At 72.3% G+C, this 15,903-nt stretch carries 16 protein-coding genes and 1 tRNA gene; 11 read left to right on the top strand and 6 right to left on the bottom strand.

The window, feature by feature from the left end:
• Positions 1-10: 10 nt before the first annotated feature.
• The 5 genes from CJZ98_RS15420 to recA all read left to right on the top strand — a co-directional run bounded on the left by CJZ98_RS15420 (position 11) and on the right by recA (position 4,569).
• Entirely contained in the window at positions 11-178 is a 168-nt protein-coding gene (locus CJZ98_RS15420; RefSeq protein ID WP_269798976.1) for a Light dependent period protein LdpA domain-containing protein, read from the top strand.
• Positions 179-286: 108 nt separating this feature from the next.
• Complete coding sequence (locus tag CJZ98_RS15415; protein WP_094592014.1) at positions 287-2,029, top strand: AAA family ATPase; 1,743 nt, start codon at positions 287-289, stop codon at positions 2,027-2,029.
• Positions 2,030-2,264: 235 nt separating this feature from the next.
• Positions 2,265-2,336, top strand: a tRNA-Gln gene (locus CJZ98_RS15410).
• Between the two features lie 17 nt (positions 2,337-2,353).
• On the top strand, positions 2,354-3,157 hold the full coding sequence (locus CJZ98_RS15405) for an HAD family hydrolase (RefSeq protein ID WP_094592012.1): 804 nt from the start codon (positions 2,354-2,356) through the stop codon (positions 3,155-3,157).
• Between the two features lie 212 nt (positions 3,158-3,369).
• A complete protein-coding gene (recA, locus tag CJZ98_RS15400) occupies positions 3,370-4,569 on the top strand; it encodes a recombinase RecA (protein ID WP_094592011.1) in 1,200 nt (399 codons plus the stop codon).
• Between the two features lie 3 nt (positions 4,570-4,572).
• On the opposite strand, the gene CJZ98_RS15395 is transcribed toward recA, so the two are convergent.
• The 3 genes from CJZ98_RS15395 to CJZ98_RS15385 form a co-directional block, all read right to left on the bottom strand.
• Positions 4,573-4,917, bottom strand: a complete 345-nt coding sequence (locus tag CJZ98_RS15395) for a DUF1815 family protein (RefSeq protein WP_094592010.1) — start codon at positions 4,915-4,917, stop codon at positions 4,573-4,575.
• Between the two features lie 113 nt (positions 4,918-5,030).
• Complete coding sequence (locus tag CJZ98_RS15390; RefSeq protein WP_094592009.1) at positions 5,031-5,276, bottom strand: DUF2839 domain-containing protein; 246 nt, start codon at positions 5,274-5,276, stop codon at positions 5,031-5,033.
• Positions 5,277-5,327: 51 nt separating this feature from the next.
• Positions 5,328-6,755: an ATP-dependent DNA helicase gene (locus CJZ98_RS15385; protein ID WP_094592008.1), complete on the bottom strand. Its 1,428-nt coding sequence runs from the start codon at positions 6,753-6,755 to the stop codon at positions 5,328-5,330.
• Between the two features lie 66 nt (positions 6,756-6,821).
• On the opposite strand from CJZ98_RS15385, the gene CJZ98_RS15380 reads away from it, so the two are divergent.
• Positions 6,822-7,718, top strand: a complete 897-nt coding sequence (locus tag CJZ98_RS15380) for a prephenate/arogenate dehydrogenase (RefSeq protein WP_232756523.1) — start codon at positions 6,822-6,824, stop codon at positions 7,716-7,718.
• On the opposite strand, the gene crtD is transcribed toward CJZ98_RS15380, so the two are convergent.
• Positions 7,681-9,207, bottom strand: coding sequence for a C-3',4' desaturase CrtD (gene crtD, locus CJZ98_RS15375; RefSeq protein WP_390625489.1), 1,527 nt, complete (start codon positions 9,205-9,207; stop codon positions 7,681-7,683). The genes CJZ98_RS15380 and crtD overlap by 38 nt on opposite strands.
• Positions 9,208-9,371: 164 nt before the next feature.
• On the opposite strand from crtD, the gene CJZ98_RS15370 reads away from it, so the two are divergent.
• Entirely contained in the window at positions 9,372-10,265 is an 894-nt protein-coding gene (locus CJZ98_RS15370) for a fructosamine kinase family protein (protein WP_094592005.1), read from the top strand.
• Positions 10,266-10,370: 105 nt separating this feature from the next.
• Here the strand turns inward: CJZ98_RS15370 and CJZ98_RS15365 are convergent, their stop codons facing one another.
• Positions 10,371-10,736, bottom strand: coding sequence for a CAAD domain-containing protein (locus CJZ98_RS15365; RefSeq protein WP_094592004.1), 366 nt, complete (start codon positions 10,734-10,736; stop codon positions 10,371-10,373).
• Between the two features lie 89 nt (positions 10,737-10,825).
• Here CJZ98_RS15365 and CJZ98_RS15360 point away from each other — a divergent pair, with 89 nt between their 5' ends.
• Genes CJZ98_RS15360 through CJZ98_RS15350 form a run of 3 tightly spaced genes read left to right on the top strand, consistent with a single transcriptional unit; the run spans position 10,826 to position 13,470 of the window.
• The gene (locus CJZ98_RS15360; RefSeq protein WP_094592003.1) at positions 10,826-11,341 is read left to right on the top strand and encodes a M67 family metallopeptidase; all 516 of its coding nucleotides are present in this window, start codon (positions 10,826-10,828) and stop codon (positions 11,339-11,341) included.
• A gap of 24 nt (positions 11,342-11,365) precedes the next feature.
• Positions 11,366-12,538: a molybdopterin-synthase adenylyltransferase MoeB gene (gene moeB / locus CJZ98_RS15355; protein WP_094592002.1), complete on the top strand. Its 1,173-nt coding sequence runs from the start codon at positions 11,366-11,368 to the stop codon at positions 12,536-12,538.
• Between the two features lie 26 nt (positions 12,539-12,564).
• On the top strand, positions 12,565-13,470 hold the full coding sequence (locus CJZ98_RS15350) for a potassium channel family protein (protein WP_094592001.1): 906 nt from the start codon (positions 12,565-12,567) through the stop codon (positions 13,468-13,470).
• Positions 13,471-13,481: 11 nt separating this feature from the next.
• Here CJZ98_RS15350 and CJZ98_RS15345 read toward each other — a convergent pair whose 3' ends face one another.
• Positions 13,482-14,708, bottom strand: a complete 1,227-nt coding sequence (locus CJZ98_RS15345; RefSeq protein WP_094592000.1) for a cob(I)yrinic acid a,c-diamide adenosyltransferase — start codon at positions 14,706-14,708, stop codon at positions 13,482-13,484.
• A gap of 46 nt (positions 14,709-14,754) precedes the next feature.
• Between CJZ98_RS15345 and CJZ98_RS15340 the strand changes: the two genes are divergently transcribed.
• On the top strand, positions 14,755-15,810 hold the full coding sequence (locus CJZ98_RS15340; protein ID WP_232756522.1) for an ATP-dependent sacrificial sulfur transferase LarE: 1,056 nt from the start codon (positions 14,755-14,757) through the stop codon (positions 15,808-15,810).
• Positions 15,811-15,903 lie beyond the last annotated feature (93 nt).

Genomic DNA, 15,903 nt, shown 5'->3' with positions numbered 1-15,903 from the left:
GGCCGCCGGGGTGGCCTTCGGCAGCGTGGCCCGTCGCCAGCTCCAGCCGTTGCTGCAGCAGGCCGAGGCCGCCGGCCGGCCGCTGCGGGAGCTGCCGGAGCTGCGGCGGCAGGCCCTGGAGCTGGCCCGGGCGCTGGTGGAGCCCTGGCGGCAGCGCGGCCGTGACGCCGCTGGCTAGAACGCAGGTCCGGCAGAGCATCCGCCCGTGACGGCCTCCCCCGCGCCCAGCGGCGCAGCCCCCATCCCGCTATCCCCGCCCCCGGCGGGGTTGATCCCGAGCGAGCCGATCGCGCCCCAGCGGGTCACCGACGACCTGGACCGGCTGCTGGAGGTACTCCCGGCCGCCGTGCAGCAGGCCCTGGCGCCGGCCGAGGCCCGCGAGCAGCTGCTGGAGGTGGTGCTCGACCTGGGCCGGGTGCCCGAGGCCCGCTATCCCGGCCGGGCCGAGGCCCTGGGCGAGGCCGTCGTGACGCGCGGCGATCTGGCGGCCGTGGTGGAGCAGCTGGGGGCCTTCGGCGGCGACAACCGGGCCGGCATCGAGCGCACCCTGCACCGCATCAGCGCGATCCGCAACCGCAGCGGCGATGTGGTGGGCCTCACCTGTCGGGTGGGCCGCGCCGTGTTCGGCACCGTGGCGATGGTGCGCGACCTGCTGGACACGGGCCAGTCGCTGCTGCTGATGGGCCGCCCCGGCGTGGGCAAGACCACCGCCCTGCGCGAGATCGCCCGGGTGCTGGCCGATGAGCTGGACAAGCGGGTGGTGGTGATCGACACCAGCAACGAGATCGCCGGCGACGGCGACATCCCCCATCCCGCCATCGGCCGGGCCCGGCGCATGCAGGTGGCGCGGCCGGAGCTGCAGCACCAGGTGATGATCGAGGCGGTGGAGAACCACATGCCGGAAGTCATCGTGATCGATGAGATCGGCACCGAGCTCGAGGCCCAGGCGGCCCGCACCATCGCCGAACGGGGCGTGATGCTGGTGGCAACGGCCCACGGCAACGAGCTGGCCAACCTGGTCAAGAACCCCACCCTCAGCGACCTGGTGGGCGGCATCGAATCGGTGACCCTGGGCGACGAGGAGGCCCGCCGCCGCCGCACCCAGAAGACCGTGCTGGAGCGGGCCGCCGAGCCCACCTTCCCCCTGGCCGTGGAGATGCATAGCCGCAGCCGCTGGCTGGTGCACCGCGATGTGGCCCGCACCGTGGATCTGCTGCTGCGGGGGCAGCTGCCCCGGCCCCAGGTGCGGGAGCTCGATGGCGACGGCCAGCTGCGGCTCAAGGACGCGCCACTCCCTTCGCCACCTCCTCCGCGGCCCCTGGCCCAGCCTGGGGAGGGCGAAGCCTGGACGCCGGGGCGGCGTGCGCGGGCCGTCGCCCTGGCCCCCGTGCCGCTGCCGGATCCGAGTGCTCCCGGGCGGGAGCGGCGCGGGGTTGGCCAACCGGCAGGTGCGTCGGGCAGGGGCGCTGACGGGGCGCCCGACGCGGCAACCACGGGGCTGGAGGACGGGGCCGAGCCCGCCGGAGCCAGGCCCCAGCTACCCCTGCAGCTCTACGCCGCCGGCGTCAGTCCCCAGCTGGTGGAGCAGGCCGTGCGCAGCCGCCGCCTGCCGGTGCAGCAGGTGGAGGCCGTGGCGGAGGCCGATGCGGTGCTGAGCGTGCGCCAGCAGCTGGGCCGCGACCCGGCGGTGCGCCAGCAGGCCCAGGCCCATGGGGTGCCGATCCTGGTGATCAAGGCCGACACCCTGCCCCAGATCCAGCGGGGCCTGGAGCGGCTGCTGAGCCGCCACGGCGCGGTGGCCCCAAACAACCCCACGCCCGCCGGCCAACAGGACGACGCGCTGGCGGCCCTGGAGGAGTGCCGCCTGGCCGTGGAACAGCTGGTGCTTCCCCAGGGGCGTCCGGTGGAACTGCTGCCCCGCAGCGCGCGGGTGCGGGAACTGCAGGCCGAACTGGCGGCCCGCTACAGGCTCGGCTCGGCGGTGTTCGGCAGCGGGGGCCAGCAGCGGCTGCGGATCTTTCCGGCCTGAGGACCCGGCGGCTCCCGCAGCACAGGCCAGGACTCGGAGCGAGCCGCAAGGAACCGGGATTCAGGGCGCCGAGATTGACGAAGGTCACCCCGCTATGGGTAACTATCTGAGTGCTCAGGCCTGCCTGGGCGCTCAGGGCTGCAGCACCAGCACAGCTGCAAGCAGCTTGACGAGATCGACCTCAGTTGATCGAGCCAAGCCGATTGACTCCAAGTCAATCGAAGCCCGAATGCATTGGGCCGTCGCCAAGTGGTAAGGCAGCGGGTTTTGGTCCCGCCATTCCTAGGTTCGAATCCTAGCGGCCCAGTTCAAATCTTCCCTGCCGTGCACCTCAGCCCCCTGCTGGTGTTCGACTTCGACGGCGTGCTTGTCGACGGCATGGCCGAGTACTGGTGGAGTGCCCGCCGCGCCGCCCTGGCCCTGCGGCCGCAGCTGTGCCTGCCGGAGCAGGCCCCCGCGGGCTTCCGGCTGCTGCGGCCCCAGATCCACAAGGGCTGGGAGATGGTGCTGTGCGCCCTCGAACTCAGCCGATCCGACCTGGATCTGGCTGCCTTCCTGGCCGAGTACAACGCGCACACCGAGGCGGCCCTGGAGCGCTGGCAGCTGAATGCCGCCCAGCTCCAGGGGAGCCTCGAGGCCGTCCGCCACGCCGCCCTGCGGGACGACCGCGACGGCTGGCTGGCCCTGCACCGGCCCTACCCCGGTGTGCCCGAGCGGCTGCGGCGCCTGGAGACCGAGGGCAGCCCCTGGCTGGTGCTCACCACCAAGGGCGAGGCCTTCGCCCGGGAGCTTCTGGCCGCCGCCGGCCTGAAGCCCCTGGCGGTCTACGGCCACGAGCGGGGCAGCAAGCCGGAGGTGCTGCTGCAGCTGAGCCGGGAGCAGCCCCTGGGCCAAGGGGCGCGGGGAGCGGAAGCGCCACCGGCCCGGGGGGCGCTGCGGCCTCTGTGGTTCATCGAAGACCGCCGTCCCACCCTGGAGCGCGTGCGCGCCACCGACGGCCTGGCCGGAGTGCGCTGCTTTCTGGTGTCGTGGGGCTATCTGGGGCCAGGCGATCAGCACGAGCTACCCCCGGGCATCCAGCTGCTGGAGCCGCAGCAGTTCGCCGCCCCCCTGGCACGATGGCCCTGACGCGCTAGCGTACGTCTGTACTACGACGCTTGGGCCCTGCCATCCGCTTGAGCCGGAGATCCGCGCCCCACGCGTGGCGCCACCGGTGATGCCACCAGCGGAACAGAGGCCGGTTTTGGTGGCACTGGTTCCTGCGAGGTCGCAGGATGGCCCCCAACTCCAGCCCAGCCTCCCACCAGCCCCGCGGCCCACTCCATCGCTGATTCGCAGACATGCCTGCCGACGACAAAACCCCCGACCCCAAGGCTGCCCGCACCCCCGCTGCCGGCGGCAGCAGCGCCGCCAGCGCAGCCGCCGAGGCCCGCGCCGCCGCTGAGCGGGACAAGGCCCTGGGCCTGGTGCTCAACCAGATCGAGCGCAACTTCGGCAAGGGCTCGATCATGCGCCTGGGGGATGCCACGCGCATGCGGATCGAGACGACCCCCACCGGCGCCCTGACCCTGGACCTAGCCCTTGGCGGCGGCTATCCCAAGGGCCGAGTGGTCGAGATCTACGGCCCGGAGAGCTCCGGCAAGACCACCCTGACCCTGCACGCCATCGCCGAGGTGCAGCGCCGCGGCGGCGTGGCGGCCTTCGTGGATGCGGAACACGCCCTCGATCCGGTCTACGCCGCGGCCCTGGGGGTCGACATCGCCAACCTGCTGGTCTCCCAGCCAGACACCGGCGAGATGGCCCTGGAGATCGTGGACCAGCTGGTGCGCTCGGCCGCCGTGGACATCGTTGTGGTGGACTCGGTGGCCGCCCTCACCCCCCGGGCTGAGATCGAAGGGGAAATGGGCGATCTGGCGGTGGGCAGCCAGGCCCGCCTGATGAGCCAAGCGATGCGCAAGATCACTGGCAACATCGGTAAATCCGGCTGCACCGTGATCTTCCTGAACCAGCTGCGCCAGAAGATCGGCGTCACCTACGGCAACCCCGAAACCACCACAGGTGGCAACGCACTGAAGTTCTACGCCTCGGTGCGCCTGGATATCCGCCGCATCCAGACCCTCAAGCGCGGCACCGAGGAATTCGGGATCCGGGCCAAGGTGAAGGTGGCCAAGAACAAGGTGGCACCGCCCTTCCGCATCGCCGAATTCGACATCCTGTTCGGCCGCGGCATCAGCACCCTGGGCTGCCTGCTGGACCTGGCCGAAGAGCACGGCGTGGTGGTGCGCAAGGGCGCCTGGTACAGCTACGAGGGCGACAACATCGGCCAGGGGCGCGACAACACGATCACCTGGCTGGAGCAGAACCCTGACCAGAAGGACGAGATCGAGGTGAAGGTGCGCCAGAAGCTGAGCGAGGGCAACGAATCGCTGCGCCCGGTGGCCGCCGCGGCCGCCAAGCTCGCCGCCGGGACCACCACGCCCACTGGCGACGTGGCCGACGTGGCCGACGTGGCCGACGTGGCCGAGGCGGCCGCCGGCTGAGCCCTAGACGGGCACCATGGCAGCAGCACGCGCCGGCGGTTGGCCGCCGCTCACCGCATCGGCGACGCGCTGCAGTTCCTGGATCGCCTCGGCACCCTCGAACTTGACCAGCTCATGGCCATGGCGGGACTCGACCCAGCTGATGCCGTAGTCGGACACGAGGAAGCGCACCATGTGGCCATCGCCCAGATCGGCCACAAAGGAGGCACCCTGGCCGTCGCGGCCATCGCCGCAGACGTAGCAGGTGGCCGCCAAGCCCTGGGCCTGAAGCCCCTCGGCCAGGGCCTGGAGGCTCATGACCAGGTCTTCAACGACCGAGCGGTAGTGCTCGGCGAGACGCGCGAACATCGTCCCCAGGCAAAGAGTTCGCCTAGTCTAAAGGTTTTCTTCCGTTTGTTGCGAGTCGTCATGGATGGCGGACGCGAGTGGCGGGCACAGGCGGTGCCTCTGCCGTCTGCCCCTCAGCCGTCCGCCAGGGTCCACCAGCCCAGGGCCGGCCCCAGGAAGCGGACGGTGATCCAGAACAGCACCAGGGCGCCGATACCGATCCAGGCGCCCTTGGTGGTGACCTGCACGAACTGCTCGCCCTGCTTCTGGGTCAGGGGAAGCCAGGGGGCGATGCGGGGCGAGGTGTCCTTCGCCTTGGTGGCCTTGGGCCTGGGACGGGGCGGGGCCCCGAGTTCGGCGCGGCGTTTTGCTTCTCCCATGACCCCTGGATCCTGCGGGATGCAGGCTAGAGGGCCGGGCCGTCGCAGACCTCAGCTGGGGAGGAGGCGCTGCAGAGCCACCCAGGGCTCCAGGGCCTGGAGCACCTGACGGCCCCAACCGCGACGGCGCAGCCGCCCATCCAGCACCGCCAGGCGGCCGCCATTGCGCCGCAGGCCCGCCACCGCCCGCTGCAGTCGCCCCAGGGCTTCCGGCAGCAGCAACTCCCGGAACCAATCGCGCCCTTGGAGCCGCAGGGCCTGGACTCGGGCCGCCGTGAGCGGATCCTCCAGGCTGGCGATCGGCAGGGTGGCCGCCACCAGCTGACAGGGCAGGGGCAGCCGCCCCTGGTGCTCCAGCCACCAGCTCCAGCTGCAGCACAGCACCCCATTGGCCTCGGGGGCGGTGGTCTCATGGCCGACGCGGCTGCCGAACTCGGCCGCCAGGCCGCTGGCCAGGCCGCGGCGCAGGCCCTCATCGTCGAGTAGCACCACGGTGAGACCCGCCTGCCCCAGCACCAGCCGCCGCGACTGCTCCAGCAGGTGGCTGCCGTAGTGGGGGGCATTGGGCAGGGCCTGCCCCTGGGGGGCAAACAGGGGCAGGGGATCCTGCAGCGGTGGATCGGCCAGCCGGACCTCCACCTGGGGCCGGAAGCCCAGGCCGCCGCCCTCGAGCACCTGGCCCAACAGCACCGCGCCCCGCTGCTCCCACAGACCGGCCATGGCCGCCAGGGGCTCCAGGGGCTGGCGCAGCCACTGCCACTGCAGCAGCACCGGATCGACCTGGGCCCAGCTGGCCCAGCCGTCACCGGCGGCCGCCAGCCACTCGGGCCATGGGTCCGGCAGGGGGGTGAGCAGGCCGAGAAGCTGGCGCAGGGGCGCCTCCTCCTCGGGCGCGATCGCCACCTGCTGCAAGGGGCCGCAGGGGCGCGCCAGGATCCGCCGGCTCAGGCGCTCGTAGAGGGCCAGCAGGCTGGCGGAGGCGGCGGGCAGGCTGCGGCGCAGGACCTCCCAGTCGCCAGAGTCGAGGGTGACGCCCAGGGCCCGGCGCAGCTGGGGCTCCAGGGCTTCGGCCTCGGGCACCACCAACTGCCGGTCCGCCAGCAGCCCCTGGCGCCAGGCCGCCACCAGATCGGCGTGCTGAAGCAGCCAGAGCCGATCCGGCGGAGGGGCCGTCGACCCCTCCCAACAGGGCAGCTGCAGGCCGGCCGCCTGCAGGCGTGGCAGCTCCACCTGCAGCAGCCGCTGCCGCAGCTCCGGGCTCACCACCAGAGCCAGTGGAACCTCCGCCAGGGCCAGGGGCACCAGCAAGCCCAGCAGCCAGCTGGGGTCGGAGCCGGGGGCCAGGCGCACCAGGGTCTGGTCGCCGCGGCGCAGGCTGCGGGCCACCAAGCGGCTGAGGGTCAGGTGGTGGGGCCAGCGGGGTTCCCCCTCCAGGCGGAGGAGTGCCTTGAGCTGCGCGTGGGCCCGGGCTTCCAGCATCGAGGAATCGTAGGAAGCTGGCTCCAGCCGACTGTGCGGGGGATGACCAGTCAAGGGATACCAGAGGTGTCAGGACCCACCGGCGTCCCGGCCGCCGCCGGCAACGAGACCCAACCCTGGCGTCATGGGCCCGTGGGGATCGTGGGCCTGGGCCTGATCGGCGGCTCCCTGGGGCTGGACCTGCGCCAGCGCGGCATCCGCGTACAGGCCCTGGTGCACCGAGTCGCCACGGCGGAGCGGGCCCGGGCGCGGCAGCTGGCCGATGCGGTGGCCACGGACCCGTCCGTGCTGCAGGGCTGCGGCCTGGTGGTGCTCGCCCTGCCGCTGGACCGGCTGCTCGATCCCCCCGCCGAGCTCCTGGCGACCCTGCCCGCCGGCGCCGCGGTGACGGATGTGGGTTCGGTGAAGGCACCGGTGCTGCGGCGCTGGCGCGGCCGCGAGCGCTTCGTGGCCAGCCACCCGATGGCAGGGACGGCTGAGGCCGGGGTGGAAGCGGGAATCCCGGGGCTGTTCCAGGGCCGTCCCTGGGTGGCGACGCCGGAGGCGGACACGGATCCCGCCGCCCTGGCGGCGGTGCGCCAGCTGGCCGAAACCGTGGGGGCCCGCTGGCTCACCTGCGAGGCGAGTGCCCACGACCGCAGCGTGGCCCTGATTTCCCACCTGCCAGTGCTGGTGGGAGCCGCCCTGATCGAGGCCGCCGCCACCGGTGGAGCCGAGGCAGGCGCCGGGGAGCTGGTGCGGGCCCTGGCCTCCAGCGGCTTCGCCGACACCAGCCGCGTCGGCGGGGGGAACCCGGAGCTGGGCACCCTGATGGCCCGCTGCAACCGGGAGGCGCTGCTGGCGGCCCTGGGCCACTACCGCCGCCAGATCGATCAGCTCGAGGGCCTGGTGGAGGGCCACGACTGGGAGGGCCTGCAGCGGACCCTCAGCCGCAGTCAGGCCCTGCGTCCGGAGTTTCTCTGAGCACCAGTTCCCGGCCGCGGCCAGCCAGCAGCTGGCGGCAGGCCATCAGCGCCGAGAGGCTCACTCCGGCGGTGCCCTCACCCGGATAGATGGCGTCGCCGCAGAGCCACAGGCCAGGGAGGGGCGTGCGGCTCGCGAGGCCGAAGGGCCCGAAGCGGCTGGGGTGCTGGCCCAGGCCGCCCACGAAGCCGAAGGGACGCCCCGTCCAGCCGGCCCAGCCCCGGGGCGTGGCCAGCTCGGCGTGGAGCCAGTGGCGGGGCTCCAGCCCCAGCAGCCGCTGCAGCCCAGCCTGGATCCCGGCCAGGGCGGCCGCCTTGCGCAGCTGGTACTCCGGCTCCTGCAGCCCGAACCAGGGCCGGGCCGCGGTGAACACGCTGGCGATCACGGTGGCCTGCCCCGCCGGCGCCCGGCCGTCACCCTCGGCGCTGAGGGACACGAACAGAGGTCCCGGCTCGCCCCACTCCAGCTGGGCATGGAGGCCGGCGCCGGCGGGCAGGGCCTGGCGCGGCACCGCCCCATAGAGCACCAGGGCACCGGAGGGATCGTCGAAGCCGGCGAGGCGCCGGCCATAGCCCGCGGACAGCTGCTCGCCCAGCAGCGAAGGCAGCCCCTGGGGCGGCAGGGTGCACACCACCTCCGCTGCCTGCAGTGCAAAGGGACGCCGGACCGGACCCTCACCCGTGACCCGCCAGCCGCCCCCGGCCGCCCGCTCCAGCCCCATGACCCGGTGCCGCAACCGCAGCACGCCACCCGCGGCGGCCAGGGCCCGTTCCAGATCGTCGCTGAGCACCTGCATGGAGCCCTGCAGGTGCCAAAGGCCCAGGGGCTCCTGGGCCATGGCCAGCACCGTGGCGCCGTAGAGGGCGGCGGTGCGGTCGGCTGGCTCCTGGGAGTAGAGCTTCAGCTGGAGATCGAGGAAGCGGCGCAGGCGCCCATCGCCGCCGCAGCCGGTGAGCCACTGCAGGTCCGCCACGGTGGCGGTGGTGAAAAGGCCGCTGGCCAGGGTGGCGGGGCGTAGAGCCGCCAGCAGCCGGACCAGGTCCCAGGGGGTGCGGGGCGGCAGCACCGGGTCACGGGCAGCGAAGGCCCAGTTGCTGTGGTGCAGGGCGGCACAGAGGGCCCAGAAGCGGCCACTGCCGGGGAACTGGCGCAGGCGCTCCTCGCGCCAGCGCTGCGGATCGCGCCAGAGCTGGATCGGCTCCGCCTCCCCCGCCAGCTGCACGCTGCAGCCCGGATCGAGGGAGCTGGCCGGCGGCAGCGGCAGCCCGAAGTGGCGCCAGAGGCGCCAGTGGATGCCGCCCGGCTCCAGACCCGCCACCTGGGTCGCGCCCACGTCGAAGCGGTAGGGGCCGCGGCGGAAGCTGCCGGCGCAGCCTCCGCTCTGGCTATGGGCCTCTAGCAGCAGCACCCGCAGGCCCTCCTGGGCGAGCAGGGCCGCCGCCGTGAGGCCGGCGATGCCGGCACCGATCACGATCACGTCGGAGCGAATGACGTCGCGGCCGGAGCTGGTGCAGGAGTCGCCGTCAGCGCTGCGGTCAATAGGGCGATCGTCGTCGCGATCCGCAGGGCGATCCGAATCCGGCACGGCGGGCAACGGCCAAGGGGGAGCGGCTGGCGGCATGCTGGCAACGCCCCCACCGAGGCCGTGGCTCCGTGCTGCCGTCGCCACTCACCACCTGGGTGCAGGAGCAACTGGGAACCGCCGTGGCCGCGCAGCGGCCGGTGGGGGGCGGCTGCATCCACCGCGCCTGGGCCCTAGAGCTGGCCGATGGCCGGCGCCTGTTCGCCAAGACCAATGACGCCCGGCACCTGCCCCTGCTGGACGCCGAAGCCGACGGCCTGACGGCCCTGGCCACCGCGGCCGCGGGCGATCCAGTGGTGCCCCGGCCGTTGCACTGGGGCGAGCGGGGCGGCCAGGCCCTGCTGCTGCTGGAGTGGCTGCCCCTGGCGCGGAGCCCGGGGGGCAGCTGGTGGGCCCTGGGGGCGAGCCTGGCTCGCCTGCATCGGCGCAGCCTGGAACAAAGCGATGGCCGCTTCGGCTGGCACCGGGACAACGTCATCGGCGCCGGTCCCCAGCCCAACGGCTGGCGGCTGCGCTGGGGCGCGTTCTTCGCAGAGCAGCGCCTCGGCACCCAGCTGGCCTGGGCCGCCCGCTCCGGCCGCCGGCTGGAGGGAGCCGAGGCGCTGCTGGAGCAGGTGCCGCAGTGGCTGGAGGGCCACGGCGCCCAGCCCTGCCTGGTGCACGGCGACCTCTGGTCCGGCAATGCCGCCCTGCTGGAGGACGGCCGCGGTGCCCTGTTCGATCCGGCGGTCTACCGCGGGGATCGGGAGGTGGACCTGGCGATGGCGCGGCTGTTCGGGGGCTTCCCCGAGGCCTTCTTCACCGGCTATGCGGCGACGTGGCCGCTACCGGAGGGGCACCAGCGACGGGTTGAGCTCTACAACCTGTACCACCTGCTCAACCACGCCAACCTGTTCGGAGGCAGCTACTGGAGCCAAAGCCAGCAGAGCCTGCAGCGCCTGCTCCGCCGCCCCCCGCTGGGCTGAGTCGCGGGGGGACAGGCGGCCGGCCGGCGGCTACAGACCAGGCCGCCTCAGACCAAGCCGCCTCAGACCCTGCGGTCCCAGACAGAGCGGTCGGGAACCAGCCCCTCAGCCCAGGTATTCCTGGCGCAGGCTCTGGATCCGCGCCAGCACGGCGCTGCGCTTCTCGCTGGTCGTGAGGTTCTGCCAGCTCCACTGGCCCACCACCACCAGACCCAGCAGCTCCAGCAGGCCGGGCACCACGGGCAGCAGGTTGATGGTGTCGAGCACACCCTTGATCAGCACCTGGGCCACGACCACGGCCACCAGCACCCCCACCGCCTTGAGGACGAGGCTGATCTGGGACCAGTCCACCTGGTCGAGGGTCTGGTTGACCTTGCCCAGGATCTCGCTGTAGCGCTGGCTGAAGCTGGCGGCGGCGTCATCGATCGCCTCGCTCACCGGCTCCTTCAGGTCGGGGGTTTCGTCGCTCATGGAACCAGGCCTTGTGGGTTCAGCGCCCATAAGGTATCCGGGTGCCCGCCCCCACACCAGACCAGCTGCGCGCGGATCGGCATTGCCTGATGGTTCTGGCGCGCACGCTGAGCAGCGCTGAGCCCGAGGAGGGCTGTGCGCTGCTGCTGGGCCGGGGCGATGGAGCGGGGCTGGCGCTGGTGGAGAGCTGGCCCTGCCTGAACCGCTGGCAGCCGGCCGGCGAGCGCCATCGCCGCTTCAGCCTCGATCCCCGCGAGCAGCTGCTGGCCCAGCGCTGGGCCCGGGCCCGAGGCCTGCAGGTGATCGGCACGGCCCACAGCCACCCCACCAGCGCTGCGGTGCCCTCCGCCACCGACCTGGCGCTCTGCTGGGGCCCCACCCTGATGCTGATCCGCAGCGGCCTGGAGCCGGTCGATGGCAGGGCGGATCGTGGCGGGGCGAACGGTATGGCCGCGACGGGCACCGAGGGGGTCCGGGCCTGGTGGATCCCCGGCGAGGGGGCGGGCGCCCCCCGGGAGCTGCCGATCGCGGTTGCCAAACCCGCACGCGCCGGTCCCGGCCCTCCGCGCCCCGCAGGCGCGGGGCCCTTCGGTTTGGGAGAGTAGGGAGCTGGCAAGCACTCCCCGCCCATGCTTCCGCTCGACACCAGCGCCGTCCGGCTGAGTCCCGACGAGGTGGCTCGCTTCTCGCGCCACCTGATCCTGCCGGAGGTGGGCATGGAGGGACAGAAGCGGCTCAAGGCCGCCTCGGTGCTGTGCGTGGGCACCGGCGGCCTGGGCTCTCCCCTGCTGCTGTATCTGGCCGCCGCCGGCGTGGGCCGGCTCGGCATCGTCGATTTCGACGTGGTGGACCACTCCAACCTGCAGCGCCAGGTGATCCACGGCACCAGCTGGGTGGGCAAGCCCAAGATCGAATCGGCCAAGGCGCGGATCCTGGAGATCAACCCCCACTGCCAGGTGGATCTCTACGAGACGGCGCTCACCAGTGAGAACGCCCTTGAGATCATCCGGCCCTACGACCTGGTGTGCGACGGCACGGACAACTTCCCCACCCGCTACCTGGTGAACGACGCCTGCGTGCTGCTGGGCAAGCCCAACGTCTACGGCTCGATCTTCCGCTTCGAGGGCCAGGCCACGGTGTTCAACCTCGATGAAAACAGCCCCAATTACCGGGATCTCTTCCCCGAACCGCCGCCACCAGGCATGGTGCCCTCCTGCGCCGAGGGCGGTGTTGTGGGGGTGCTGCCCGGGATCATCGGCGTGATCCAGGCCACCGAGGCGGTGAAGATCATCACCGGCATCGGCACCACCCTCAGCGGCCGGCTGCTGCTGTTTGACGCCCTGCAGATGAAGTTCCGCGAGCTGAAGCTGCGGCCCAACCCCGAGCGTCCGGTGATCGACAAGCTCATCGACTACCAGGAGTTCTGCGGCGTGGGCGGGACCGCCCCGGGCCAGGAGGAGGCGGGCGCGGTGCCCAGCATCACCGTGGCCGAGCTGAAGACGGTCATCGATGGCCAGCTCGAGGACTTCCTGCTGCTGGATGTGCGCAACCCTCCCGAAGCGGACATCGCCGTGATCCCCGGGGCGGTACTGGTGCCGCTGGATCGGATCGAGAGCGGCGAGGCCATCGACGAGGTGCGCCAGCTCGCCGAGGGCAAGAAGCTCTACGTGCACTGCAAGCTGGGCGGCCGCAGCGCCAAGGCCCTGATCGCCCTGGGCCGCCACGGGATCACGGGCACCAACGTGAGCGGCGGCATCGACGCCTGGAGCCAGGAGGTGGATCCCTCGGTGCCGCGCTACTGAGCCGGTCGCCGGCCCCGGTGCGGTCCATGCCCCCCAGCTCCAGCAACGGCCCTGCAGGCCAGCGGCGGGATGGCAGCCCGCCGGCTCCATCGGCGCGGCAACGGCTCCTGCGTCAGCAACGCCACCTGGTGAGCCTGGAGCCCCGGTTCCTGGGCCTGCTATTGACCACGCTGCTGCCGGTCCTGCTGCTGCCGCTCACGGCCAACCGCACGGGACCCAGCGCCTGGCTGGTGCCGCTGCTGTACTCACTTCTGATCCAGCAGTCGATCCGCACCCTGCCGGTGCTGCGCCCCTCCCCCGGGGCTATGACCCTGGTGCGGGCCTACCGACTGCTGGGGGTCCTGGCGGCGGGGGGCCTGTGGCTGCCCGTGCTGACTGGGGGCTGGCCGATACCGGGTGTGCGGCTGGTGGTGCTGCTGCTCTGCACCATCTTTGCCGTCGCCACGTCCATTCGGCTGGTGCGGCTGCTGGCCCGGGTGCCGCGGGTCAACGTGCTGGTGATGGCCGGAGCCGCCGCTGGCTACCTCTACCTCGGTCTCACCGGGGGCCTGGTGGCGACCGCCATCCAGGTGCTCCACCGCGGCAGCTTCAGCCTGGGGAGCGATGCCTCCCACGAGCTGCTGCTGGATCGCCTCACCTACTTCAGCTTCGTGACGATCGGCGGCCTGGGCTACGGCGACATCGTGCCCACCAACGCCACCGGCGAGCGCTTCGTGGTGCTGCTGAGCGTGGCAAGCACCTTGTATGTGGTACTGCTGGTGGGGCTGTTGCTGGGGCGCTTCATCGCCACCGAAGAGCTGGAGTTCGAGCTGGAGGCGCTGGTGGATGAGGCGGAGGACCCCACAACCCCTTTGGGCGCAAGGCTGGCGACCAACGACGAGCGGACCGGTACGGAGCGGTCCCCGGACCAGCCGGGACCCAGGGATCCGTGATCGATCGGTGATCAGTAGTCGACGCCGCGCTTGAGATCGATGCCGCGCTCGGCGTAGTGCTTATGGCACACCATCTCCGAGTGCACCGAGGCCAGATCAAAGTAAGCGGGCGGGTGCTTGCAGCGCCCAGTGATGATCACCTCCGTCTCCGCCGGCTTGCGCAGCAGGGTCTGCACGATCGGCTCCACCGGCAGCAGCTCCAGATCCACGGTGGGGTTGAGCTCATCGAGGATCACGGTCTTGTAGAGGCCGCTGGCGATGGCGGCCCGGGCGATCTCCCAGGCCCGCTCCGCCTCCACATAGTCGATCGGCTGCTGCTGGCCCCGCCACACAATCGCGTCGCGGCCGGAGCGCAGGTGATCCACCAAATGGGGATAGCTCTCGCGCAGGGCGGCGATGGCGGCGTCCTCGGTATAGCCGTTACCACCCTTGAGCCACTGCAGGATCAGCACCCGGTGGCTCTTGTCCTGGCTGATGCCGCGGCCGATGGCCTGCAGGGCCTTGCCCAGGGCGCTGGTGCTCTTGCCCTTGCCCTCGCCCGTGTAGATCTCGATTCCATCGAGCCCCAGGGCCGCCGCCCCGTCGTCCTCACCGGGCTCGAGGCCCTCGAGGCTCGCGTCGTGGCGGCGATGGGCCCGCATCTCCGAGTGCAGATCGGCGATTTGTACCAAGGAGCGCGGTGCCCCCCGGCCGGTGACGATCACCTCCATGCCGTCGGGCTTGGCCGCCAGGCTCTGCACCACCTCCTCCACGTCGAGCAGGCCCAGGTCAAGCACCGGGTTGAGCTCATCGAGCACCACCACGGAATAGAGCTCGCTGGCGATGGCGCCCTTCGCGATATCCCAGCCGCGCTGGGCCTCCTGGCGATCGAAGCGGGTGGCCTCCTCGGCGGTGAAGAACTCACCCCGGCCGGTGCGCACCTGATCGATCAGGTGGGGAAAGCCCTGCTGCAGGGCCTCGATGGCAGCGTCCTCGTCGTAGGAGCGGCCGGGACCCTTGAGGAAGCGCAGCAGCAGCACGCGGGTGCGCTTCTGTTCGCAGATGCCCAGGCCGATGGTGCGCAGCACCACCCCAAGGGCGGCCTGGCTCTTGCCCTTGCCCTCGCCGTCGTACACGTGCAGCTGGCCATGGCTGCGCTCGCTGCCGCCGGCGGCTGTCCGGATGCCGATGCCGCGGCCCGTGCCGGTGGGGCGGCCGGAGCGGGGGGAACTGGTGGCTGAGGTCGCCTGCGGCGCCATGAGCGGCCCTCTTACCGTTGAATCCTAACGAGGGCAGCCCCCCGGCATGCAGCCAAGCCCGATCCCCACGAGTCCCGGCGCCAGCGCCTGCGGCGCCATGGATCTCGGCCGGGAACACCACCCGCCGGCGCCGCACCCGGTGGAGCGGCCGCAGCGGGTACCTGACCGGGCGGAGCATCCCCAGCTCGAAAGCCTGCCGGAGGCCCTGCAGCTCGCCCTGACGCGGCTGCGCCAGCGGATCGCCGGCCTGGGCCCAGTGGTGGTGGCCTATTCCGGCGGCGTCGACAGCAGCCTGGTGGCGGCCATCGCCGCTGAGCAGCTTGGGGCCTGCGCCCTGGCGGTCACGGGAGTGTCGCCCGCCCTGGCGCCGCACCTGCTGGAGGAGGCGCGGTTACAGGCACGCTGGCTGGGCCTGGCCCACCGCGAGGTGGCAACGGCCGAGCTTGAGGACCCGAGCTACTCCAGCAACCCGGCCAACCGCTGCTACGCCTGCAAGCGGGAATTGCACGGCCTGCTGGCGGCCCTGGTGGGGGAGTTGTCCAAGCCCCCAGGGGCCGCTGGGGAATGGGCGTCCGGAGCCGGGGCGGAGTGGACCACCGGGGCGGGGGCGGCGCGTGAGCCTGCGGCCCAGGTGCTTGATGGAGTGAACCTGGACGACCTGGGCGACCACCGCCCCGGCATCCAGGCCGCCCGCGAGCGGGGCGTGCTCTCACCCCTGGCGGAACTGGGCATCGACAAGGCCGGTGTACGCGCCATCTCGCGGGCCCTCGGCTTCCCCTGGTGGGACAAACCCGCCCAGCCCTGCCTGGCCTCCCGCTTCCCCTACGGCGAGGCGATCACGGCCCAGCGCCTGCGGCGGGTGGCGGCGGCCGAGGCCTGGTTGCACCAACGGGGCTTCCAGGAGTTGCGGGTACGCAGCCAGGGGGAGACGGCCCGGATCGAGCTGCCACAGCAGCGGATCGGCGAGCTGCTGGAGCCCCGGGCGCGCCACGAGCTGGTGCAGACCTTCCGGGAGCTGGGCTTCAGCGCCGTGAGCCTGGACCTGGAGGGCCTGGTGAGCGGCAAGCTCAACCGCGAGCTGGTGTCCGCCATCCAGGCCTAGGAGGCTGCTGAAAAACCAACCGATCCGCGGGAGAATGGCCCAACGGCACTGAACGGATGCGCGGCCAGCAGGAGCGGACCGGTCCCCTGTTCT

This window comes from Vulcanococcus limneticus LL, from assembly GCF_002252705.1.
In the GTDB taxonomy this organism is placed as follows: Bacteria; Cyanobacteriota; Cyanobacteriia; order PCC-6307; family Cyanobiaceae; genus Vulcanococcus; species Vulcanococcus limneticus.
The sequence above is the reverse complement of the archived record's forward strand: the minus strand, read 5'-3'. Positions and strand labels throughout refer to the sequence as shown.